22 protein-coding genes are annotated in these 19,883 nt (G+C 69.0%); 13 read left to right on the top strand and 9 right to left on the bottom strand.

Annotated elements, in window-relative coordinates; translation table 11 throughout:
- The first annotated feature begins 1 nt into the window (after window position 1).
- Window positions 2-715, top strand: a complete 714-nt coding sequence (locus ACIP5Y_RS02885; protein WP_400349079.1) for a response regulator transcription factor — start codon at window positions 2-4, stop codon at window positions 713-715.
- A complete protein-coding gene (locus ACIP5Y_RS02880; RefSeq protein WP_400347023.1) occupies window positions 715-2,022 on the top strand; it encodes an ATP-binding protein in 1,308 nt (435 codons plus the stop codon). Before ACIP5Y_RS02885 ends, ACIP5Y_RS02880 begins: the two co-directional genes overlap by 1 nt.
- Window positions 2,023-2,073: 51 nt before the next feature.
- On the opposite strand, the gene ACIP5Y_RS02875 is transcribed toward ACIP5Y_RS02880, so the two are convergent.
- Complete coding sequence (locus tag ACIP5Y_RS02875; RefSeq protein ID WP_400347022.1) at window positions 2,074-2,772, bottom strand: hypothetical protein; 699 nt, start codon at window positions 2,770-2,772, stop codon at window positions 2,074-2,076.
- 39 nt (window positions 2,773-2,811) lie between these two features.
- Here ACIP5Y_RS02875 and ACIP5Y_RS02870 point away from each other — a divergent pair, with 39 nt between their 5' ends.
- Window positions 2,812-3,576 (top strand): S1C family serine protease, encoded by a 765-nt coding sequence (locus ACIP5Y_RS02870; protein WP_400347020.1) that lies wholly within the window; start codon window positions 2,812-2,814, stop codon window positions 3,574-3,576.
- A gap of 21 nt (window positions 3,577-3,597) precedes the next feature.
- Here ACIP5Y_RS02870 and ACIP5Y_RS02865 read toward each other — a convergent pair whose 3' ends face one another.
- The 3 genes from ACIP5Y_RS02865 to ACIP5Y_RS02855 are packed head-to-tail and all read right to left on the bottom strand — an operon-like array spanning window position 3,598 to window position 5,603.
- The gene (locus ACIP5Y_RS02865; RefSeq protein ID WP_400347018.1) at window positions 3,598-4,362 is read right to left on the bottom strand and encodes a glucose 1-dehydrogenase; all 765 of its coding nucleotides are present in this window, start codon (window positions 4,360-4,362) and stop codon (window positions 3,598-3,600) included.
- Window positions 4,363-4,405: 43 nt separating this feature from the next.
- A complete protein-coding gene (locus ACIP5Y_RS02860; protein ID WP_400347017.1) occupies window positions 4,406-5,254 on the bottom strand; it encodes a helix-turn-helix transcriptional regulator in 849 nt (282 codons plus the stop codon).
- 46 nt (window positions 5,255-5,300) lie between these two features.
- Window positions 5,301-5,603: a hypothetical protein gene (locus tag ACIP5Y_RS02855; protein ID WP_400347015.1), complete on the bottom strand. Its 303-nt coding sequence runs from the start codon at window positions 5,601-5,603 to the stop codon at window positions 5,301-5,303.
- A gap of 110 nt (window positions 5,604-5,713) precedes the next feature.
- Here ACIP5Y_RS02855 and ACIP5Y_RS02850 point away from each other — a divergent pair, with 110 nt between their 5' ends.
- From ACIP5Y_RS02850 to ACIP5Y_RS02840, 3 genes are all read left to right on the top strand, one after another.
- A complete protein-coding gene (locus ACIP5Y_RS02850; protein WP_400347013.1) occupies window positions 5,714-8,884 on the top strand; it encodes a BTAD domain-containing putative transcriptional regulator in 3,171 nt (1,056 codons plus the stop codon).
- A 67-nt stretch (window positions 8,885-8,951) separates the two neighbouring features.
- Window positions 8,952-10,163 carry an FAD-dependent monooxygenase gene (locus ACIP5Y_RS02845; protein WP_400347011.1) on the top strand — a complete coding sequence of 404 codons (1,212 nt, stop codon included), beginning with the start codon at window positions 8,952-8,954 and terminating at the stop codon, window positions 10,161-10,163.
- 227 nt (window positions 10,164-10,390) lie between these two features.
- The gene (locus tag ACIP5Y_RS02840) at window positions 10,391-10,978 is read left to right on the top strand and encodes a methyltransferase family protein (RefSeq protein ID WP_400347009.1); all 588 of its coding nucleotides are present in this window, start codon (window positions 10,391-10,393) and stop codon (window positions 10,976-10,978) included.
- A gap of 4 nt (window positions 10,979-10,982) precedes the next feature.
- On the opposite strand, the gene ACIP5Y_RS02835 is transcribed toward ACIP5Y_RS02840, so the two are convergent.
- On the bottom strand, window positions 10,983-11,825 hold the full coding sequence (locus tag ACIP5Y_RS02835; RefSeq protein ID WP_400347008.1) for a hypothetical protein: 843 nt from the start codon (window positions 11,823-11,825) through the stop codon (window positions 10,983-10,985).
- A gap of 98 nt (window positions 11,826-11,923) precedes the next feature.
- On the opposite strand from ACIP5Y_RS02835, the gene ACIP5Y_RS02830 reads away from it, so the two are divergent.
- Both ACIP5Y_RS02830 and ACIP5Y_RS02825 read left to right on the top strand, forming a co-directional pair.
- Window positions 11,924-12,073 carry a hypothetical protein gene (locus tag ACIP5Y_RS02830; protein ID WP_400347007.1) on the top strand — a complete coding sequence of 50 codons (150 nt, stop codon included), beginning with the start codon at window positions 11,924-11,926 and terminating at the stop codon, window positions 12,071-12,073.
- A gap of 5 nt (window positions 12,074-12,078) precedes the next feature.
- Window positions 12,079-12,528 carry a nucleoside deaminase gene (locus ACIP5Y_RS02825; RefSeq protein WP_400347005.1) on the top strand — a complete coding sequence of 150 codons (450 nt, stop codon included), beginning with the start codon at window positions 12,079-12,081 and terminating at the stop codon, window positions 12,526-12,528.
- 81 nt (window positions 12,529-12,609) lie between these two features.
- Here the strand turns inward: ACIP5Y_RS02825 and ACIP5Y_RS02820 are convergent, their stop codons facing one another.
- Entirely contained in the window at window positions 12,610-13,815 is a 1,206-nt protein-coding gene (locus tag ACIP5Y_RS02820; protein WP_400347004.1) for an MFS transporter, read from the bottom strand.
- A gap of 113 nt (window positions 13,816-13,928) precedes the next feature.
- Between ACIP5Y_RS02820 and ACIP5Y_RS02815 the strand changes: the two genes are divergently transcribed.
- From ACIP5Y_RS02815 to ACIP5Y_RS02805, 3 genes are read left to right on the top strand one after another with little or no spacing between them, the layout of a single operon-like run.
- Complete coding sequence (locus tag ACIP5Y_RS02815) at window positions 13,929-14,252, top strand: ArsR/SmtB family transcription factor (protein WP_400347002.1); 324 nt, start codon at window positions 13,929-13,931, stop codon at window positions 14,250-14,252.
- Window position 14,253: 1 nt separating this feature from the next.
- Window positions 14,254-14,622: a YrdB family protein gene (locus ACIP5Y_RS02810; protein WP_400347000.1), complete on the top strand. Its 369-nt coding sequence runs from the start codon at window positions 14,254-14,256 to the stop codon at window positions 14,620-14,622.
- A 43-nt stretch (window positions 14,623-14,665) separates the two neighbouring features.
- Window positions 14,666-15,340, top strand: coding sequence for an NADPH-dependent F420 reductase (locus tag ACIP5Y_RS02805; RefSeq protein WP_400346998.1), 675 nt, complete (start codon window positions 14,666-14,668; stop codon window positions 15,338-15,340).
- A 64-nt stretch (window positions 15,341-15,404) separates the two neighbouring features.
- Here ACIP5Y_RS02805 and ACIP5Y_RS02800 read toward each other — a convergent pair whose 3' ends face one another.
- A complete protein-coding gene (locus ACIP5Y_RS02800; RefSeq protein WP_397002347.1) occupies window positions 15,405-15,767 on the bottom strand; it encodes a DUF4189 domain-containing protein in 363 nt (120 codons plus the stop codon).
- A gap of 155 nt (window positions 15,768-15,922) precedes the next feature.
- Entirely contained in the window at window positions 15,923-16,429 is a 507-nt protein-coding gene (locus tag ACIP5Y_RS02795) for a nuclear transport factor 2 family protein (RefSeq protein WP_400346997.1), read from the bottom strand.
- 167 nt (window positions 16,430-16,596) lie between these two features.
- Between ACIP5Y_RS02795 and ACIP5Y_RS02790 the strand changes: the two genes are divergently transcribed.
- On the top strand, window positions 16,597-17,085 hold the full coding sequence (locus ACIP5Y_RS02790; RefSeq protein ID WP_400346996.1) for a carboxymuconolactone decarboxylase family protein: 489 nt from the start codon (window positions 16,597-16,599) through the stop codon (window positions 17,083-17,085).
- A gap of 102 nt (window positions 17,086-17,187) precedes the next feature.
- Here ACIP5Y_RS02790 and ACIP5Y_RS02785 read toward each other — a convergent pair whose 3' ends face one another.
- Window positions 17,188-18,945 carry a proline--tRNA ligase gene (locus tag ACIP5Y_RS02785; RefSeq protein WP_400346995.1) on the bottom strand — a complete coding sequence of 586 codons (1,758 nt, stop codon included), beginning with the start codon at window positions 18,943-18,945 and terminating at the stop codon, window positions 17,188-17,190.
- Between the two features lie 58 nt (window positions 18,946-19,003).
- Between ACIP5Y_RS02785 and yaaA the strand changes: the two genes are divergently transcribed.
- Window positions 19,004-19,750, top strand: coding sequence for a peroxide stress protein YaaA (gene yaaA, locus ACIP5Y_RS02780; RefSeq protein ID WP_400346994.1), 747 nt, complete (start codon window positions 19,004-19,006; stop codon window positions 19,748-19,750).
- The last annotated feature ends 133 nt before the right edge of the window (window positions 19,751-19,883 follow it).

Genomic DNA, 19,883 nt, shown 5'->3' with positions numbered 1-19,883 from the left:
CATGAGGCAGGCCATGGGCTCGAGCCAGACCGTCGCGACCGTCCTGGTCGCCGAGGATGACCCGAACGTGCGCTCCACCCTCGACCAGCTGCTGCGCTTCGAGGGCTACCGGGTCCTGCTCGCCGCCGACGGGCGCGAAGCGCTCGAACTGCTCGAGCGGGAGCGCCCGGACCTGGCGGTGGTGGATGTGGTGATGCCGCAACTGGACGGCCTGTCGCTGTGCCGGCTGCTGCGCCGGCGCGGCGACCGGCTGCCCATCCTGGTCCTCACCGCGCGCCACCAGGTCGGCGACCGCATCGCCGGACTGGACGCGGGCGCCGACGACTACCTGCCCAAACCCTTCGACACCGAGGAACTGCTGGCGCGCCTGCGGGCCCTGTTGCGCCGCAGCACCTTCGACGTCCCCGAGGACGCCGGCCTGCTGACCGTCGCCGATCTGGTGCTGGACCCGGCCACCCGCGAGGTACGCCGCGGCGGCGTGTTGCTCGATCTGACCCGCACCGAATTCGACGTCCTCGAACTGCTCATGCGCAACGAACGCGTGGTGCTGTCGAGAACCCAGATCTACGAACACATCTGGGGCTTCGATTTCGACACCGAATCGCGCTCGCTCGACGTGTACATCGGCTACCTGCGGCGCAAGACCGAAATGGGCGGCGCGCCCCGGCTGATCCACACCGTCCGCACGGTCGGCTACTCCGTCCGGGTGCCGTGATGTTGCGGGCTCGCTTGACCTTGGTGGCGGTGATCGCCGCGGTGGCGGCCATTCTCATCACCGTCACCAGCGCCTACCGCAGTGTCGCGCCGCTGGTGGCCACCCAGATCGAACGCGGCCTGTCCGACCGCGCCGACACCGTGCTGGCCATCCTCGATACGGCCGCCCCGCTGCCGGTGCGACCGGATATGACCGAGCAACTCCTGCTGCCCGACGGCGGCGTGCAACTGCTGACCCGGGGCCGGAAACCCTTGCCGGTCACCGATGCCGACCGGGCCGTGGCCGCCTCGGGGCAGGGCAGCAATTCGAACAGCATCGTCGTCGACGGCGTGAGCTACGACGTGCTCACCAAGGCCCGCCCGCACGGCGGCGGCGCGGTGATGGTCAGTCAGAACATCGCCGAGGTGGAACGCATCGACAGCGAATTCCTGTGGCGCACAGTATCGCTCACCATTGCCGCGGTGGCGGTGGTGTCGCTGCTGAGCTGGCTGCTGATCGGTCGCATCCTGCGGCCCATCCGCCGGTTGGCCGCGGCGACGGCGCACATCACCAGCACCCAGGAGTTGTCCGCGGTGCTGCCGGATCCGGGCAGCGGTGAAGTCGCCGAACTGACCCGCAACTTCAACAGCATGCTTGCGGCCCTGCGGGTTTCACGCGCCCAGCAACAGCGGCTGGTGCAGGATGCCAGCCACGAACTCCGCACCCCGCTGACCTCGATCCGGGGCAGCGCCGAACTGCTGAAGCGCGCCCGCGGCCGGCTGGCTCCCGAGGACGAGACCCAGGTGCTGACCACGCTGGTACAGGAAGCCAAGGCGCTCGACGACCTGGTGGGCGAGCTGGTCGACCTCTCCGCCGACCGATACGCGACGGAAACGCCGGTGCCGGTGGACCTTCCGCAACTGGCGGAGGACCGCGCCGAGCGGGTCCGCCGGCGCACCGGCCGCGTGGTCACCGTGACCGCCGACGCCCCGCTCGCCGTGACCGCGCGGCCACGCGCCCTGGCCCGCGCCATCGACAATCTGCTGGACAACGCCACCAAATACAGCCCGGACGAAACTTCCGTCGCCGTGCACATCCACCACACCCGGCTGGTGGTGCGCGATCACGGCCCCGGCATCGACCCGCAGGATTACCGGGCGGTTTTCGACCGCTTCTACCGCGCCGACCGCACGCGCGCCACGCCCGGTTCCGGACTCGGCCTGGCCATCGTGCACGATATCGTCACCGCGCATCAGGGTGCGGTCTTCGCCACGAACCGTGCCGAGGGCGGCGCGGAAGTGGGATTCAGCCTCCCGCAACAGGATTGAACTCGAGGGCGGGCACTACTGCGACGCCGAGCAGCCGGGCGGGACTCCGCGCTACGTCAGCCGGGGCCGTTCGAAGATCGAATTGTCGATGACGACGTCCATGAAAGACAGCGGGTCGACCTCGGCGAGGTAGATCCGCTCGGCCGGAAGATACCGATCCCGGTGCAGCGCTTCATCATTGTCGCGGGCCGCGCCGCGTCGCACCGAAACCTCCGGCGACACCTCCAGCCAGATGCGGAAATCCCAGTGCGCGTTGATCTCCGGGCGAAACGCGAAGACGCCGTCCACGATCAGCACCGCATTCTCGGCGACCTGGATCAGCTCCGATGAATGGTCGATCTGCGTCAGTGGATCGGTGGCGCACAATGCGCACCGGCCGGAACCGTCCGGACCGCAGGGTTCCAGCAGCAGGGTCCGGATCGCGGGATAGTCGAAGGCATTGCGGTAGTAGCCCGCACCGGACAAGCGGTCGTACAGATGCGCCTCACGCCACGGCCGTTTGAAGTCGTCCAGGCTCGCTCGCAATACCGGCCGTCCCGCTCGGCTGATCCATTCGGCGACCTCATGGCCGAAACTCGTTTTCCCGGCGGCCGTCAACCCGTCGATGCCCACCCGCAGCCGTCCCGGCCCCAGCGCCAGGATGCGGTCGGCCACCTGTCCGACCAGTGCGGTGCGCTCGGCCGACGCCGATGCGGGAACGGGTTGCTGCCAGGTCGAAGCCGAACGATGGATCTCCCCCGGGGAACTCATGGGCCGAGGGTATACCGGCCTCTCCTATAGCTTGGAGGGGTGAGCGGCGATCGATGGGCAATCGTGCGGCGGTGGATCGGTAAACCGGAGCGGGTCGGCGGGCTGTGCGTCGGGCTCCTGGTCGTGGCGGTCACCGTCTTCGCCGGCGAACATCTGCGCGCGGATCGGGATGTGCGGGTTCGGTCGCAGCTGTCTCACCTGGGCGATATGGCCGTGCAGCTGGCGCGGTCGGTGGTCGCGGTGCACGCCGACGGCAATGGGTCCGGGTCGGGGATACTGCTCGACGGGTCGGGGCTGGTGCTGACCAACAGTCATGTCGTGGATCGTTCGTCACGGATCACGGTCGCGGATTCCACCGGCACCCGGAGTTATCGGGCCACGCGCGTGGGCACCGACGCATTGCGTGATGTCGCCCTGTTGAAACTGGATAGTCCGCCCGGATTACCGGTCGCCCGTATCGATTCCGTCGCGCGCCCGGAAACGGGTAGTGCGGTCCTGGCCGTCGGCTATGCGGGTGGCAGTGAGCTGCCCGTCACCGCCACCGGCACGCTGGTGGCGCAGAACCAGTCGACGCGATCGGACGGCGGTGGCGACCGCCCGATTTCGCGTCTCACCGGCATGCTGGCCATCGATAACCGTGTCGCGCCCGGTGATTCGGGTGGCGGCCTCTTCGATGCGGAGGGCCGGGTGATCGGCATGATCACCAGCATCGATACCGGCGAACCCGCGCCGGGCGGCGTATCCGCCTTCGCCATTCCGATCGACACGGCGGTGGCGGTGGCCCGCGGTTGGGCGAGCTGGTAGCACTGTTCGACTATTCGAATATCAGAGGAGTTGGGCGGGCAGGGCGGCGATCAGGCCGCCGTCCACCAGCAGGTCCTGGCCGTTGATGTAGGACGCCTCATCGGAGGCGAGGAAGGCGACCGCGGCGGCCACCTCGTCGGGCGTGCCCACTCGGCCGGCGGCGACCGTGCCGGCTGCCGCGGCCTGCGCCGCGTCCGACAGTTCGGCGCGGAAGGCCGGGGTGCTGATGTAGCCGGGGCTCACCGAATTGACGCGAATTCCCCTGGGCGCCAATTCGGCCGCGAGGCTGCGCGCCAGATTGTGCACGGCCGCCTTGGTCGCCGAGTAGAGGGCGCCGCCGGGGACGCCGCGATGCAGCGACCAGGACGCATTGATCACCACCGCCGCATGATCCGGCAGTAGCGGCAGCGTCTTCTGGATGGTGAAGTAGACGCTCTTGAAGTTGGCGTCGACCACGCGCACGAACTCGGCCTCGGTGACCGCCTCGACCGGCTGGAACGCGCCGATACCGGCATTGGCGAAGACCGCGTCCACCTGGCCGAATTCGGTGCGGAGCCGCTCGGCCAGGCTGTCCAGATCCGTGAGATCCGCTGCGTCACCGGCGATTCCGGTGGCGCGCTCGCCCAGCTCGGCTACCGCATTGTCCAGTCGGGTCTTGTCGCGGCCGGTGATGATCACCCGCGCGCCCTCCGCGGCCAGCCGGTGCGCGGTGGCCAGGCCGATGCCGCTGGTGCCCCCGGTCACGAGTGCGATCTTGCCGTCGAATCGAAAACCGTTGTTCGTCATGGCTTCAGCCTGCCGAGCGGCGCCGCCCGCGAACAGTGCGCGTTTATCGTAGGTGTGGCGCCACCAGTCTGGCGTCGAGCTGTGCGAGCCGGTCCAGCGTGCCGGTATCCGGTCGCGGGTTGTACAGCACCAGATTCCAGTCCGGGCGGTGGGCGAGGATGAGGGTGGTGGCATCGAAGTACAGCTCCCCGGCCTCGGGATGCTGCAGGACGTTCACCGCCTGCTCCGGTTCGCCGACATCGTGCCGCTCCCACAGGGCCGCGAATTCCGGGCTCAGCGTGCTCAACTCGGTGACCACGCGCTCGAATCCGGGATCGCCCGGCGCGTGCGCCGCATCCGCGCGATAGGCCGCCGCGACTGCCGGCGCCGCCGACTCCCACGGTTCCCGCGCGGCGAGGTAGCGCGGATTCGTGAAGAAGGTGACCAGGCAGTTCTGCGCGGTTCCGTCGAAACCGAACATCAGGCGCGCGATATCGTTGTACGCCAGCACATTCCAGTACCGGTCGCGCAGCACCACGGGTCGTGGCGACCAGGCGTCCAGCAGCTGCCGGATCTCCGCGGTGACCTCCCCGCCGGACGCGCCCCCGGCCGGCGGCGGGTTCAGCCCGGCCAGCAGATACAGATAGGACCGCTCGGCCCGGCTCAATTGCAGTGCCCGGGCAATGGCGTCGAGCACCTCGGCCGACACGGTGATATCGCGTCCCTGCTCGAGCCACGTGTACCAGGACACCCCCACCCCGGCCAGCAGCGCGACTTCCTCGCGCCGCAGCCCGGGAGTGCGCCGCCGCCCGGCGAGCGGCAGGCCCACCTGCTCGGGTGCGAGCCGCGCCCGCCGATCCCGCAGGAATTCCCGCAGCTGTCCCCGCCGCTGCTCCGCAAGCTCGCTGACCATAAGTCACGCCAACAGCCCTGCGGCGGCCGATATTTCGTACGGGTGATCACCGACCCTTCCGGCGGGACTTCAGCTCCTTGCCCTGGGCGAGGAGGTCGGCCTTCAGCTGCTTACCCTCTGCTCGTGCGTCGGCGCGGAGCTGCTTCAGCTGCCGACGGGTGGGGCGGGTGGGGTCTTCGGCGCCATCGGCAGCGAGCGCGAGGTCGACGGTTGCGGCGGCGGCGGCCATGCGCTGGCCGGCTTCGGTGCGGGCGCGCTGCATCCGGTCGGCGATCAGGTTCGCGACGGGCTCGGTGGCCGGGGCCGAGGCGGGGCCGGTGATGAGGTTGGCGATCGGGTTGTGCGACATGGTGACTCTCCTGTGCTGGTGCCGGACTGTTTCCGGCTGACAGGGAAGACGATGCGCGGCGGCGCTGACAGCACGCCGACAGTGCGCTGACGGCAGGCATACTGTCGGGCGTGCAGTTCGGGATTCTTGGGCCGGTCGAGGTGCGGCGAGACGACGGCGGTCCGGTTTCCGTCGGCGGGCCGCAGATGCGGTCGCTGCTGGCCCTGCTGGTGCTGGAGGCCGGACGTGGGGTCGGGCGGGAACGGCTGATCGACGGGCTGTACGGGGAAGAGCCGCCGGGAGATGCCGGGCATGCGCTGCAATCCCAGGTGTCGCGGTTGCGGCGGGCACTGCGGAACGGTTCCGGCGGCGGCGAACTCGTCGAATCCACGGCGGCCGGTTACCGGTTGGTGATCGACCCGCGGGACACCGATGTGCACCGCTTCGCCGAACTCGCCGAGCGCGGTCGTAAAGCTCTGCGCGACAAGGATCCCGCCACGGCCGCCACCCTCCTCGATGAGGCGCTCGGACTGTGGCGCGGACCCGCCCTCGCCGACGTGCGTGACGCCCCCTTCGCGGCGGCGCAGGCCGCGCGGCTGGACGAGCAGCGCTGGGCCGCCGAGGAGGACCGGGCCGAGGCCGCACTGGCCGTGGGCGAGCATCGTGCGGTCCCGGCTGCCTTGATCGCACTGGTCGCCGACCATCCGCTGCGGGAGCGGGCGCGCGCCCTGCTCATGCGCGCCCTGTACGCGGCCGGCCGGCAAGCCGAGGCCCTCGAACTGTTCGAGCAGGGCAGGCAGGTGCTCGCCGACGAACTGGGCGCCGACCCGGCCGCCGAACTCACCGCGGCGCACCTGGCCATCCTGCGCGCGGAAGAGGCCGCGGGACCGGCGATCCGGCGCCTGCCCACCCCGATCACCAGCTTCGTCGGCCGCGAAACCGAACTCGCCCAACTGCTTCCACTGCTGGCCCAGGCCCGGCTGGTCACCCTGATCGGGCCGGGCGGCACCGGCAAGACCCGGCTGGCGGTCGAGGCCGGTGCGCGGGCCCGCGGCGAGGTCTGCTTCGCCGACCTGGCGACGCTGGTCGACGGCGCACAGGTCGCGCAGGCGGTGGCCGCCGCGCTCGGCGGCCACGACCTCGCCACCCATTCGATCGCCGCGCATCGCGACGCCGAAACTCAGGTACTGAGCCTGCTGGCCGACCGCCCGATGCTGTTGATCCTCGACAACTGCGAGCATGTGATCCTCGATGCCGCCCGCCTGGCCCACCGCATGCTGCTGGCGCACCCGGGTCTCCGAGTGCTGGCGACCAGCCGCGAAGCCCTGCGCATCACCGGCGAAACAGTCTTCCCGCTGGGCCAATTGCCGGTCGCGTCGCCCGATTCCGCACTCGCCGAGCAGCTGTCGAGCCCGGCGGTGCGGCTGTTCGCCGAGCGGGCCGCGGCGGCGAGCCCCGGCTTCACGGTGGACGCCGGCACCGTGGGCATGGTGGGCCGTCTCTGCGCCCGGCTCGACGGCCTCCCACTGGCCATCGAATTGGCCGCGGCCCGCCTGCGTGTCCTCGGCCTGGGCGAACTCGACGCCCGTCTCACCGATCGCTTCCGGCTGCTCGGCCGCGGCGATCGCACCGCCGAGCCCCGGCACCGGACCCTGCAAGCCGTGGTGGCCTGGAGCTGGGATCTGCTCGACCCCGCCGAACAGCTACTGGCGCAGCGCTTCTCGGTCTTCACCGGCGGCGCCACCGTCGATGACGTGATCCGCGTCTGCGAGCTGGACGACGCCGACGAACTGCTGCCCGGCCTGGCCGAGAAATCCCTCGTCGAGGTCACCGCCGGCCGCTACCGCATGCTCGAGACCATCCGCGAATTCAGCGCCGCGAAACTGGCCGGCTCCGGAGACCGGGAGCGACTGCACCGCGCCCACGCCCGACACTTCACCACCTTGGCCGAGACCATCGACCCCCTGCTGCGCACCGCCGGCCAACTCGAGGCCCTGGCCGCCTTCACCGCCCGCCACGACAACCTCCAGGCCGCCCTGCACTGGTCCGCCCGCACCGACCCCGCCCTCGCCCGCCGCCTCATCGCCGCCCAGTCCTGGTACTGGTGGCTCAGCGGCCGCCCCGGCGACGCCGCAGACCTAGCCGCCCACCTTCCGGACCGAGCGATCGCAGATCTCGGGACACACGAAAAGATCAGCCGCGTGATCGCGCCACTGGGCGGCGAAGCGGCAACGCCGTCCGGGCCGATGCCGTGCTCGGCAGCGCAGCCCCCCGCGGTGCTGTCCACTGCGGAGCCATCTACTTTCGCCCCGTCCGCCGCGGTGCCGTCTGCCGCGATGCCGGACAAGGTTCGTCTTGCATCAGCGAATTCTGCTGCGGCCGAGGTGGATTCAGTGACCGAGGTCGAGGAGTTCGCCCTGTGCGCGGCGGTGGCGGCCTGGGGCGGTGGTGATGTCCGGGAGCGGGTGCGGGTTGCGGCGGCGCGGGTGAGTGCGTCCGGGACGCCGCTGCGGCGACCGCATCTGGTGTTTCTGCTCGCGCTCGCGGGTGGGTTGCTGGAGGGCGGGCAGGAGGCTCGGGAGCGGTTGTTCGGCAATGACGCCTGGTCTCGCGGGTTCGTGCGGCTGGGGGAGGGGCTGCGGTTGTACATGACCGGGGAACCGGCGGCCGCCGAACCCGAATTCCGGTGTGCGCTGGGCGAATTCCGGTCCGTCGGCGATCGGTGGGCCATCGCGTCGGTGCTGGAGAAGCTGGCGGCCGTCGCCGAACGGCAGGGCGATCGCGCCGCGGCGCTCGCCCTGATAGAAGAGGCGATCGAGCTGAATACCGAGATGGGGTCCGTTCCCGACACCGCCGATCTGCTGAACCGCCGCGGCGACATCCTGTTCGGCGGTGCGGAGGGGCAGCGTGATCTGCGCGCCGCCCGCGACGACTACGAGCGCGCCGCCGGACTGTCCCGCTCCATCGGCCTGACGGATATGCGCGCCAATGCCTTACGCGGGCTCGGCGATGTCGCCCGGGAACTCGGAGACGAGCAGGCCGGAACGCATTACGCGGCAGCGCTGGCCATGGCCGACGCCGGCACCATCGGCGCGATCGAGGCTCGCGCCCGCGCCCTGATCGGGCTCGGCCTCCTGGAACTCGCGGCAGGCAATGGCAATTCGGAAAGCGCAGCCTCCCGATTCGAGGCCGCGCTGGAGATCGCGCAGGGCGGCGGCCTGCGGCTGCTCGCCGACGAGGCCCGTCGAGGCCTCGCCGCCGTGACCGCTCGATCCGCTGAAATACCGCCCGACCAGCCCTGATCCGGCCGGTGAGCCGCGGTGCGCCGATGGTGAGGATTCGGTGAGCCCCGCCCCCGAAGCTTTGCCCATGACAAACGCACAGCAGTTCACCAACAAGACCGTCCTCATCTCCGGCGCCAGCATCGCCGGCCCGGCGCTCGCTTTCTGGCTCGACCGGTACGGCTTCACCGTCACCATCGTCGAGCAGGCCCCGAGCCTGCGGGAGGGCGGCTACAAGGTCGATATCCGCGGCGCGGCAATGGAAGTCATCGAACGCATGGGCCTGCTGGACGAACTCCGCAAGGCTTCCACCGATATGGCGGGCGGCGCCTGGGTGGACGCGAACGGCAAGCCGCTCGCCACCCTCGGCCCCGACCTGATCGGCCTGCGCTCCCCGGGCGACGACGAGGTGCTGCGCGGCGATCTGGCACGAATCCTGTTCGACGCCACCAAGTCCGGCGTCGAATATGTCTTCGGCGATTCGATCACCGACCTGGTGCAGCATGCCGACGGCGTCGAGGTGCACTTCCGCAATGCCGCCCCGCGCATGTTCGACCTCGTGATCGGCGCGGACGGTATGCATTCCACCGTGCGCCGCCAGGTCTTCGGCCCCGAAGAGCGGTTCGCCCGGCACACCGGCATGGCGGCCTGCGTCATCTCGGTACCCAACTACCTGGACCTGGACCGCTGGGAGCTGGTGCACCCCACCCCGGGCCGCATCGTGCAGATGTACAGCACCACCCGGGCCGCCGCCAAAGCGCAGTTCATCTTCCCCGCGCCGGCGCAGCTGCCCGATCGCGGTGATGTGCCCGCCCAGCAGCGGCTGGTCGCCGACACGTTCGCCGACGGCGGCTGGGAGACGGCGAACCTGTTGCGCCTCATGCCCGAATCCCCGGACTTCTACTTCGATTCGGTCAGCCAGATCCACCTCGACACCTGGTCGGCGGGCCGCGTCGCCCTGGTCGGCGATGCCGCCTACTGCCCCTCACCGCTGTCCGGGCAGGGCACCAGCATGGCGCTGGTGGGCGCCTACGTACTGGCCGGTGAACTGTTCGCCGCTGCCGGTGATCAGCGCGCCTTCGACCGCTACCAGGAGAAGATGCAGCACTACATCGACGAGAACCTCGCGCTCGGCTGGAAGAACGCCACCCAGATGGTCGCCGGCGGCAAGGGCGCGCTGCGCATGCAGACCTTCATGCTGCGCATGGTCAGCCGCCTGCCCTGGAAGGGCATGGCGCTGCGCTCGATCATCGAGCCGATCGAGCAGGCCGCCAAGGCAATCCACCTCGAGGACTACTGATCGGCATCCCGCGGGCAACCGGTGTCATCCCCGCGGCTGGCCCGAGTCATCCACAGGTATCGAATGCGGTCATCCAGGGGTCTTCTCCGGGGCATTCCGGGTATACGCCCCGACCCGCAGATGGTTGGTTTGAGACAGTCGAATGCTCGAGTTGGTCGGCCGCTCGAGTTGGTTCGACGCTCGAATTGGCTGGGCGCTCGAGTCGGTTGGGTGCTCGGGTTGCTTGGATGAAAGGAGCAGCTGTGGCTGCCGCGGTGGTGATCACCTGGGTGTGGATGGCTTTGGAGATCGGTTTGCGGGTGCGGGATCGCCGGCGCGGGGCCGGGTCCACCGCGGGCGACGGCAGGACGCGACTCACCATCACGCTGCTCATCGCCGCCTCGATGATCGTGGCCATCGTCGTCGCGATCGTGCTGCCCGCCGACAGCCCGCTGCGCTTCCCCGGCTCGTCGGTGCCCTGGGCGGTGCTCGGCATCCTGCTCATGGTGAGCGGGCTGTCCCTGCGGATCTGGTCCATCGCGGTGCTGGGCAAGTCCTTCCGCACCACCGTCGAGGTCGACGCGGACCAGACGGTGGTGAACAGTGGACCGTACCGCTGGGTCCGGCATCCCTCCTACAGCGGGATGCTGCTGCTGACGATCGGTTACGGAATCGCCTCGGACAACTGGATTTCGCTGCTGGTCACCATCGTGCTCCCGGCCGCGGCACTGCTGCGCCGCATCGGCCTCGAAGAAGAAGTCCTGGTCGAGACGCTGGGCCGCCCGTACGAGGAATACCGGATCGGCACCAAGCGGCTCGTGCCCGGCGTGTGGTGAACCCTCAGGGCGCGCCGGTGTGGAGCAGATCGGGGGAGCGGACCACACCGGTGCCCGCGACCGCGCGGGCCGCCGGAGTCAGCGCCGCCAGCGTCGCCTCGATATCGGGTACGTCCGTATAAGCGGTGAGTGCCAGTGCGTCCGTCCGTGATTCGATATGCGACCGCAAGGCCCGCCCCGCCTCGGTGATGCCGGACCCGTCCAGCAGTCCGCGCTCGGCGAGCCGGGATTCCGCTGCGGCCCACTCGTCTTCGCTCCAGCCGCGCAACTCCCGCCAGAGTTCCGGCGGTGTGCCGGTGTCGGCCGCGAACAGGGCCAGCGCCTCCCCACCGTCCAGCCCCGCCGCCAGCAGGCACCCGATATGCCCGTCCCCGCGGTGTTCCCGCAGCGCCGTCACGGCCTGCCACAGTGATTCGACCGGATCCTCGAGTGCGGGCAGATCCCGATTGGCGGCGAACAGCGGCCGCCCCACCGCCGGCGCCGCCGCGACCGCGGCCCGCAAACTCGGCAGCGCCTGTTCGGCCGCCGCATCGATCCCGGGAGCCATACCCCGCAAGGCCTCCGCCGCCGCCCGGCTGCGCGCCGCCAGCACCGCCTCCGGCGTCGCGAAACCCCAGGCATCGGGGATCGCCCGCCGGACCATGCGCGGATGGAAATTGAAGAAGGCGGCCTCCACCAGGTTCGGTCCGGCCGCCCCGAACGGCGCGCTGCGCCCGGCGAAGTAACCCATCCAGAAACCGCGCAGACCGGCGGCCTTGAAGGCGCCGAGGCATTCGGGTGCGAAGTAGGTGACCGCGTGCAGCGGTTCGAGAACTCGCCATATATCCCGGGCGAAAGATTCGTTCACGGCTCGACGATACGAGTCCGAAACTCCTTTTCATATCGCCGCAATGTGCCGACCTCACAATTCTTCTCAGGTCGTACGGCCTGTGAAGGAGCTCCACCATGAAAATCGGTCTGACTGTCGCGCTGGCGGTAACGGCCCTGCTGTTGATCGGCTACCTGCCGGGCCTGGTACTGGCCCTGGTGCTGGCCGGTCTCGGTTACGCCACCTACCTCGAACGCAAGGATCGCCGCCGCTGCATGGCAGCATGATCGGCATGAATTCCGCAGCGGATCTGCTGGTCACCGCCTACGAAGAGGCGCAACTGGGGCTCGATGAGGGCGGCATTCCCATCGGCGCCGCACTCTTCGACCGGGACGGAAAACTACTGGGCCGCGGGCACAATCGCCGCGTCCAGTACGACGACCCCAGCGTGCACGCCGAAACCGACGCCTTCCGTAATGCGGGGCGCCGCCGCGACTATCGCGACACCATCATGGTGACCACCCTGTCGCCGTGCTGGTACTGCAGCGGTCTGGTGCGGCAGTTCGGCATCGGCGCGGTCGTGGTCGGGGAGGCCCGCACCTTCCACGGCGGTCACGATTGGCTTGCCGCGCACGGGGTTTCCGTGACCGTCCTCGACGATGCCGCGTGCATCGACATGATGACCCGTTTCATCGCCGAACGGCCCGAGCTGTGGAACGAGGACATCGGCGTCCCGGAGTGACGCCAGGGACCATCGGGCGAGTTCCCACGGCCGTCGGAGGATGCGGCGGCCGTGGGGGCGAACTCACGCGGCAGGTTCGTCTCAGGCGGCAGGCTGCGTCGCGGGCGTGGCGGTCGTCCCGGGAATCGTTGCCGCAGCGGCCTTCCGGTGCCGTGCCGTGCGCAGGCTCACCGTGAGCAGGCCCAGCGCGCCGAGCACCAGCACCGCGCCGATCCAGCCCAATGATCCGGCGCCCCACCACTGCAGGCCGAGACCGCCCACCGCACCGCCGAGCGCGGTGCCGAAATACTGGGCCGAGGCATTCAGCCCGAGCAGTAGCGGGGTATCCCGCGGCGCCAGCTCGACCAGCCGATGCTGTTGCGCCACCGCCCAGATCCAGCCGGGCAGTCCGAAGCACATGATCCAGATCAGTGCCGTCACGAACGCGTGCCCGGCCAGTGGCGCCGCCGCGAGAATGACGATATTCGCCACCAGGGTCAGCGGCAGGACGCGCTGTGGCCCGATCCGGTCGACCAGTCGCCCGCTCAGCGTGCTGCCCGTGAAAGCCATGATGCCGTAGACCCACAGCAGCAGCGAGAAGGTGCCCGCACTGCCGCCGGTCGCATGATGCAGGATCGGCCCCAGGTAGGTGTAGGCGGTGAACATGCCGCCGAAGAGCAACACCGTGTGCAGCAGGGTGGTGGCAACGACCCTGTCCCGCAACGGTCGCAGGCGTTCCCGCAGCCGGGCCGGGGTGGGCAGGTGCACGGCGGGCACGATCAACGCGACGCCGGCCAGGGCCACCAGACCCAGTCCCGCCACCATCCACAGCGTGGCGCGCCAGCTGAACGCGCCACCGATCCACGACCCGAGCGGCACCCCCAGCGCGGTCGCCACCGTGAGCCCGCCGACCACCACCGCGATGGCCCGCCCACGCCGTTCCGGCGGCGACAAGGCCGCCGCCACCGCCGAGGCATTGGGTGTGTACATGGACGCGCCCGCTGCCGCGATCACCCGTGAGGCCAGCACCAAGGTGAACGAACTCGCAAGCGCCGTAACGATATTGCCGAGCACGAACACCGACAAGGCGATGAGCAGCACATGTTTGCGGGAGAGCGTGGCAGTCGCGGTGCCCAGCAGCGGGGACAACACCGCGTAGGACAGCGCGAACACGGTGACCAGCTGCCCGGCCGCGGAAGTGGATACGTGCAGATCCTTGGACAGTGGCGCGACCAGGCCGGCGGTGACGAAGGCGTCGATGCCGATGGCGAAGGTGCCCGAAGCCAATGTGAGCAAACGTGAATTCACCCGAGACCCCTCATGGAGTGGGAGCGGAGAGCCCGCAATTAGTTTGACGATCGTCATACTAAGTAGCTAGTTTGATAACTGTCAAACTATCCAACAATTGCTACGCTGACCGCATGCGGTACCTGCCCCAACCGGCCACCGGCGACATCCGATTCGTCGCGGTCATGCACGCACTCTCCGATCAGGTGCGGCTCGGCATCCTCGTCACCCTCGCTGACGACGAGGAACACTCCTGTGCCGCCGCGGCCGAAGGCGTCGACGTCCACAAGTCAACGGCCACACACCACTTCCGCGTACTGCGCGAAGCTGGTTTGATCAGCACACGGCAGGAAGGACGATCCCGTTTCGTCCGGCTTCGTCGTGCCGATCTGAACAACCGCTTCCCCGGGGTCCTGGACGCAGCCCTGACTGCCGGGAGCATGACTGCCGAGGTTTGACATGAAGCTCCCCAAATCCCTGTTCTGGGCCAATGAAACCCTGGCCTTCGTGCTGGAGCTCGTCGCCCTGTACGGCCTGGGGTGGTGGGGATACCACCTGGCCGGCGGGGGTTTCGGCGGAGTCGTGCTCGCCATCCTCTTCCCGCTGATCGCGGCCGTGCTGTGGGGCGCGTTCGCCTCGCCGCGCGCCAAATACAAGATTCCGTTCGCCGCCATCATGGTCGTCAAGGCCGTCGTATTCGGCGCGGGCGCCATCGGTTTCGCCGTGGTGGGGCATGCGGTGTGGGCCATCGTCTTCGCGGTCATCGCCCTGGTCAATACCGCGCTCGCCGAGGCCAATCGCCCGCTGCAGCAGGTGGAGGCCCGGTAGCCGCCCGGGAACATTACCGCCCGGCGCCGTGTTGGCAGCGGTCATGACGACGCTTGGATTGATCGGCAGCGGGCGGATCGGCAGTACCCTCGCGAAGCTCGCCATAGCCGCGGGAATCGATGTGGTGCTGAGCAACTCGCGCGGACCGGAGACACTCGCGGCACTGGTCGCGGAACTGGGGGACAAGGCTCGCGCCGCCACTCCCGAAGAGGCGGCGGCCGCGGACATCGTGGTGGCGACGGTACCGTTCCGCGTCTACCAGCAACTGCCCGCCGACCAGCTGGTGGGCAAGGTGGTCATCGACACCGGCAACTACAGCTCGGCCCGCGACGGCCACATCGCCGATCTGGACGCGGGCGGAACCACCAGTTCCGAACTGCTGCAACGGCATCTGCCGCGCTCCCGCGTCGTCAAGGCGTTCAACAATATCTACTTCCAGCACCTGGCCGTGCTGGCCCGCCCGGCCGGCGCCGCCGACCGCACCGCACTGCCCATCGCGGGCGACGATACCGAGGCCAAAACCGCTGCGGCGCAGCTGATCAGTGCGCTCGGCTACGACACCTTCGATATCGGCGACCTGAGCCAGAGCTGGCGCATCCAGCCGGATACGCCCGCCTACGGCGCCCCCTACGCGGCCGGAAAACCGTTCTGGGAGAACGAGGCCGCACCCGCCGGAGTGGAAGCCGTCCGCAAGGCCGTCGAGGCCGCGGAACGCTGAGATTCCGGCACTGCGCTGAGCTTCCGGTACTGCGCGGCGGTGTCAGGGCCGCCGCGCCGTCCGGTCAGTCGTTGCAGATGGCCGCGCGGACGATATTCGAGTCCGGGTACCACTTGGCATTGTTCTCGGCGTCGATCGGGGTGGCGCCGTAACCGCCGGTGTACTTGTTCATGCTCTGCGAGAAGGCCGCCGCGCCACAGCCCTGGAACGTGGTGATGGTGGAGCAGTCGGACTTGCCGCACTTGTCCTCGGCCGCTTGGCTCGCGGACGTTTCGGTGTCGTAGTTGTAGGCCCAGCCCAGGTCGCCGTTGCCGGAGACGGCAATGGCGCCCCACGAGCTCGCGTCGGCCTGCGCCGAGGCGACGGGCAGCACCGCCGCAGCGGTCACGGCGGTCAGCCCGGTCAGGGCCAGCAGGGTCTTGCGCATGAGATTTCCTTGCGTTGAATCGAACTGATACGCGCAGGAGACAAGACCCGGTCCGGCCCCCCGCGAACCACTACACCCCAAAGATCGAACTCCGGCGCTACAGCGTTAACCGGGGTGGATGTTCGGGCCGCAGTGGCTGATCCGATTCGAACCGATCAGTCGTGGCTCGAATCGGAGACTTGGCTCGGCGCCCAGCGATTCGCCGTGATGGCGAATCCCGGTAGCGCCTCGGTGGCCATCTTGGCCTCGAAGATGCGCTGGTAGCCGGTGCCGGTGATGCGCCACTTGCCGTCGCTCTCGCGGCGGTAGGTGTCCTCGTAGTAGGCGGCGCCGCGGATCAGCATCCCGAAGTCCGGGACGATCACCGTGTCCTCCAGGCACCAGCTGCCGGTGGCGGTGTCACCGTCCACCGTGATCTCCGGATGGTTGGCGACGTGCACGGTGATCACATTGCCGCTCAACGCATTACGCATGTAGTCCACCACCTGGTCGCGGGAGGTGAACTCCAGCGGCTGCCCGCCGGACGGCGAACCGTACGACGCGACGATGTCCGTGCTCAAGGTATCCGCGAACTCGTCCCACAACTTCAGGTCGAGCGTCCGCAGATACCGGTGCTTGAGCTGTCGGATCTGCTCCGAGGCCTCGAAGTCCGTGCTGCTCATACCGACTTACCTCCCGTACTGCTTTTGCCGGTAGACGCGCTCAACGTAGAGCACGGCACCGACATGTTCCAATCGACGAACGGGATGAATTGGACCACAGGCCGAGCAAGCAATTGCTAGCCTTCCGAGATGATTCCCACTGACCGCGACACCGCCCGCGACCCGTCATGATCATCGACATCCCCGAGGGCAAAGACCCCATCACCTACGTCTGGGGCGAAATGGTCCCCGGTATCGGCATCGCCGCCGCCAACCTCTCCCTCGCCGTCTACTCCCACAGCACCCTCGCCCTCCCCGAATTCGAAGCCGCCCGCCTCCGCATCGCCCAGATCAACGGCTGCCTCTTCTGCCTCGACTGGCGCACCGACCGCAACGGCGAAAAGGTCCCCGCCACCTTCATCGACGACGTGACCAACTGGCGCACCACCCCCTCTTTCACTCCGCGCACCCGCCTAGCCGCCGAATACGCCGAGCGCTACGCCCTCGACCACCACACCCTCACCCCCGACTTCTTCGACCGGATGAAAACCCACTACACCCAACCGGAGATCGTCGAACTCTCCATGTGCCTCGGCTCCTGGCTGGCCTTCGGCCGCCTCAACCGAGTCCTCGGCCTCGACACCATCTGCGTCCTGCCCAGCCACCCCGCCCGCTGACAGCGGCCGGAAAACCGAGCCCCGGAAAAAGCGAATGGCTCATGAGTGCGGTGATTCGCGTGAATCACCGCGCCCATGAGCCATGCGAAAGAGCCGCGCGTGTCAGCCGCGGAGTTCGGCGGCTACCGAGGCCACCGCGGTGTCGACGGGGAGTTCCTCGCTGGTGCCGGCGAAGCGGTCGCGGAGTTCGATCTTGCCCTCGGCCCAGCCGCGGCCGACCACGACGACGTAGGGCATGCCGAGGAGTTCGGCGTCCTTGAACTTGACGCCGGGGGAGGCGGTGCGATCGTCGAGGAGGACCTCGAAACCGAGCGAATCCAGTTCGGCCGCAACCTGTTCGGCGCCGGAGCGGGCGCCCTCGTCCTTGTTGGCGATGACCACGTGCACATCGAACGGGGCGACGACGGACGGCCAGCGCAGGCCCTTCTCATCGTGCATCTGCTCGGCGAGCACGGCCATCATGCGGGAGACGCCGACACCGTAGGAGCCCATGGTGAGCCGGACCGGCTTGCCGTTCTCGCCCAGCACATCGACCTCGAAAGCGTCGGTGTACTTCTGGCCCAGCTGGAAGATGTGGCCGATCTCGATGCCGCGCGCGGCCTCCAGCACGCCGCGACCGTCGGGCGACGGATCGCCGTCCCGGACCTCCGCGGCCTCGATGGTGCCGTCGGGGGTGAAGTCACGACCGGCGACCAGACCGACATAGTGCTTGCCGGGCTCGTCGGCGCCGGTGATCCAGGCCGAGCCGGACACCACGCGCGGGTCGACCAGGTAGCGAACGCCATTGGCCAGCAGCGCCTTCGGGCCGATATAACCCTTCACCAGGAACGGGTTGGCCTTGAAATCGGCCTCGTCCAGTAGTTCGACCTCGGCGGGCTCGACTGCCGCGCCGAGCCGCTTGTCGTCGACCTCACGGTCACCCGGAATGCCGACACCGAGGATCTCGGTCTTGCCGTCGGGGTAACGCAGCTTGACCATCACGTTCTTCAACGTGTCCGCCGCGGTGACCGGACGGCCCAGCACCTGATCGATACCCGCGCCGTTCGCCCACTCGACGAGCGTGGCAATGGTCGGAGTGTTCGGGGTCTCGTGCGCGACAGCGTCGGCCTGACCCTCGATCGCGATCTCCGGCGGCGCGGCGGTCACCACGGCCTCCACGTTTGCGGCATAACCGCTTTCGCGGCAGATGACGTAGGTGTCCTCGCCGACCGGGCTGTCCGCCAGGAACTCCTCCGACGCCGAACCGCCCATCGCGCCCGACGTGGCCGCCACGATCACGTACTTCACGCCCAGCCGCGCGAAGATGCGCTGATACGCCTCGCGGTGCGCGTTGTAGCTCTTCTTCAGCCCGTCCTCGTCCAGGTCGAACGAGTACGAGTCCTTCATGATGAACTCGCGCCCACGCAGAATGCCCGCCCGCGGCCGGCCTTCATCGCGGTACTTGGTCTGAATCTGGTACAGCGTGACCGGCAGATCCTTGTACGAGTTGTACTCACCCTTCACGGTGAGCGCGAACATCTCCTCGTGCGTCGGGCCGAGCAGGTAATCCTGTCCCTTGCGGTCCTTGAGCCGGAACAGCGCGTCACCGTATTCGACCCACCGGTTGGTGGTCTCGTACGGCTCGCGCGGCAGCAGCGCCGGCAGCGAGATCTCCTGGGCGCCGAAGGCGTCCATTTCCTCCCGGACGACATTCTCGATCTTGCGCAGAGTGCGCAGACCGAGCGGCAGCCACGAATAGACACCGGGCGCGACACGCCGCACATAACCGGCGCGCACCAGCAGCTTGTGGCTGGGCACCTCGGCGTCGGCGGGATCGTCGCGCAGCGTGCGCAGGAACAGATGCGAGAGGCGGGTGATCACGGCTCCACAGACTAGCCGCTGCGTACGCAATGCTCACAAGGCATTACCGTGTTGCCTCGTGCTGGTGCTGCTGCCTCCCTCAGAAACCAAGTCCGACGGCGGGTCGGGCGACCCCCTCGACCTTGATTCCCTTGCGATGCCGCAGCTCACAGCGGTACGCGACAAACTCGTCACCGAACTCATCGGCCTCGCCGCCGACCCCGGCGCCGCGCGCGCCGCCCTCGCCCTGGGCAAGGGGGCTGACGCGGAGATCGCGCGCAATGCCGCCCTCCGCACCTCGCCGACCCGCCCGGCCCTGGACCGGTACACCGGCGTCCTCTACGACGCCCTCGACGCCGCCTCCTTCACCAAGGCCCAGCGCGCCAAGGCCGAAGCCCGCCTCGGCATCGGCTCCGCCCTCTTCGGCGTCATCCGCGCCGGCGACCCCATCCCCGCCTACCGCCTCTCCGGCGGCTCCAAACTGCCGGGACTGCCCACGCTGCAAGCAGTCTGGAAGCAGGCCCTGCCCGCCGCCCTGCGCGCGGAGACCCAGGGGCAGCTCACCGTCGACCTGCGCTCGGGCACCTACCAGAACCTGGGCCGCGTCCCCGGCGCGGTCACCGCCACCGTCCTCACCGAACGCCCCGACGGCAGCCGCACCGTGGTCAGCCACTTCAACAAGCACCACAAGGGCCTGCTCGCCCGCGCCCTCGTGCTGTCCCGCACCGAGCCCTCGGACATCAAGGGCCTGGCCGCGATCGCCGAGAAATCCGGCCTGCGCATCGAAATCGCCTCGCCGACCGAACTTCTCGTCCTGACTTCCTGACGCCGCCCGGCACTGCTGTTCACCGGTGCGGCGCCGGCCCTGGTAATGGCCGTCCGCGCAGGTCAACCCCGCGCGGCGCCGCCTGTGCCTGGGCTGCGATCGACCAGGGTGGGCGAGCCGAGCTGCGACCCAC

It is taken from the genome of Nocardia sp. NPDC088792 (assembly GCF_044750615.1).
In the GTDB taxonomy this organism is placed as follows: Bacteria; Actinomycetota; Actinomycetes; order Mycobacteriales; family Mycobacteriaceae; genus Nocardia.
The sequence above is the reverse complement of the archived record's forward strand: the minus strand, read 5'-3'. Positions and strand labels throughout refer to the sequence as shown.

Excerpts from the sequence above, each read along its gene's own strand:
- ACIP5Y_RS02830 (WP_400347007.1), top strand. The coding sequence starts at position 11,924 with ATGAAAATCGGTCTGACTGTCGCGCTGGCGGTAACGGCCCTGCTGTTG.
- ACIP5Y_RS02880 (WP_400347023.1), top strand. The coding sequence starts at position 715 with ATGTTGCGGGCTCGCTTGACCTTGGTGGCGGTGATCGCCGCGGTGGCG.
- ACIP5Y_RS02790 (WP_400346996.1), top strand. The coding sequence starts at position 16,597 with ATGATCATCGACATCCCCGAGGGCAAAGACCCCATCACCTACGTCTGG.
- ACIP5Y_RS02840 (WP_400347009.1), top strand. The coding sequence starts at position 10,391 with ATGAAAGGAGCAGCTGTGGCTGCCGCGGTGGTGATCACCTGGGTGTGG.
- ACIP5Y_RS02845 (WP_400347011.1), top strand. The coding sequence starts at position 8,952 with ATGACAAACGCACAGCAGTTCACCAACAAGACCGTCCTCATCTCCGGC.
- ACIP5Y_RS02795 (WP_400346997.1), bottom strand. The coding sequence starts at position 16,429 with ATGAGCAGCACGGACTTCGAGGCCTCGGAGCAGATCCGACAGCTCAAG.
- ACIP5Y_RS02825 (WP_400347005.1), top strand. The coding sequence starts at position 12,079 with ATGAATTCCGCAGCGGATCTGCTGGTCACCGCCTACGAAGAGGCGCAA.
- ACIP5Y_RS02855 (WP_400347015.1), bottom strand. The coding sequence starts at position 5,603 with ATGTCGCACAACCCGATCGCCAACCTCATCACCGGCCCCGCCTCGGCC.
- ACIP5Y_RS02875 (WP_400347022.1), bottom strand. The coding sequence starts at position 2,772 with ATGAGTTCCCCGGGGGAGATCCATCGTTCGGCTTCGACCTGGCAGCAA.
- ACIP5Y_RS02885 (WP_400349079.1), top strand. The coding sequence starts at position 2 with ATGAGGCAGGCCATGGGCTCGAGCCAGACCGTCGCGACCGTCCTGGTC.
- ACIP5Y_RS02865 (WP_400347018.1), bottom strand. The coding sequence starts at position 4,362 with ATGACGAACAACGGTTTTCGATTCGACGGCAAGATCGCACTCGTGACC.
- ACIP5Y_RS02815 (WP_400347002.1), top strand. The coding sequence starts at position 13,929 with ATGCGGTACCTGCCCCAACCGGCCACCGGCGACATCCGATTCGTCGCG.
- ACIP5Y_RS02810 (WP_400347000.1), top strand. The coding sequence starts at position 14,254 with ATGAAGCTCCCCAAATCCCTGTTCTGGGCCAATGAAACCCTGGCCTTC.
- ACIP5Y_RS02800 (WP_397002347.1), bottom strand. The coding sequence starts at position 15,767 with ATGCGCAAGACCCTGCTGGCCCTGACCGGGCTGACCGCCGTGACCGCT.
- ACIP5Y_RS02805 (WP_400346998.1), top strand. The coding sequence starts at position 14,666 with ATGACGACGCTTGGATTGATCGGCAGCGGGCGGATCGGCAGTACCCTC.
- ACIP5Y_RS02860 (WP_400347017.1), bottom strand. The coding sequence starts at position 5,254 with ATGGTCAGCGAGCTTGCGGAGCAGCGGCGGGGACAGCTGCGGGAATTC.